Here is a 1,211-nt window from a genome sequence, read left to right on the forward strand (position 1 = left end):
AGTTCGGTGCATTATAATGCCGGAGATTATGAGTTAAATATCACCGTACCTCAGATAAATATTATTTATCGCCCACGAGGTTATATTGATCCCAGTACATGGGATGCTGGCGTTCCTGCTATTTTCCTTGATTACAATGCAAATATGTATCGCAGTTATACTGGCTCAAAGTACGGAACAAGGAGTAATAACATTGTATACACGGGTAATATTGGCATGCAGACAGGATTTAATGCTAAAGGATGGCGCTTCAGAAAACGTCTGAACTTGGGTATGTCCAGTCGTGGGAGTTCGCACACACAGAATTTATTTGGTTTTGCTCAAACGGACATCATTAGGTTACAAAGCAGCCTCACGATTGGTGATAGTAATACCAGAGGAGATATCTTCGATAGTTATAATATTCGAGGCATTATCTTACAATCAGATGAACGTATGTTACCGGAAGGATTAAGAAACTATGTTCCTGTATTGAGAGGCGTGGCAGAAACAAATGCTAAAGTCACCATTACACAGCGTGGGCAGACAGTATATCAAACTATCGTTCCACCTGGACCGTTTGAGCTTACTGATGTTGGGGCAATGGGATATGGTGGCGACCTCGAGATGACGGTAACAGAAGCCGATGGTCGGGTCAGAAGTCAAAGCATTCCCTTCTCGGCACCACCTATGCTACTACATCAGGGTGTATCTTTGTTTAGTGTCAATGCAGGGGAGCTCAGAGAAGATAAATTAAGAACGAAACCGAAAGTGATGCAGGGTGTCTACCAGTACGGTGTGGGCAATATGTACACACTTTATGGTGGTGGACAGTTTGCGCAGCGTTTCTATTCAATGGCTCTGGGTAACGCATTTAACACGCCGATTGGTGGATTATCGCTGGATGTCACACACGCAAAAAGCCAATTATCTGAAAATAAAAATAAAACTGGTAATAGTTTTAGAGTGGGTTTTAGTCGATATTTAGAAACAACAAATACAGATCTCACCCTTGCTGCCTATAAGTACTCAACGGCAGGATATTATACGTTTAGAGAAGCAAGCCTTGAGCGGTACGCTCATAGCACTAACCAAGAATCAGATTATCGGGCTAAACAACGCCTGACACTGACTATTGGCCAGCGTTTATGGAATGATGCTTATCTAAACTTCACTGGCAGCATGTATCAATACTGGGACAATAGGCCCGGAACCAGACAATACTCTCTTAC

Annotated in this window: 1 protein-coding gene; it reads left to right on the forward strand. The window is 42.7% G+C overall.

Annotated features, from left to right (window positions below):
- On the forward strand, positions 1-1,211 hold a 1,211-nt coding region (locus tag FY046_RS23615), incomplete at both ends, for a fimbria/pilus outer membrane usher protein (protein ID WP_446186539.1).

The organism is Erwinia sp. 1181_3, from assembly GCF_052824965.1.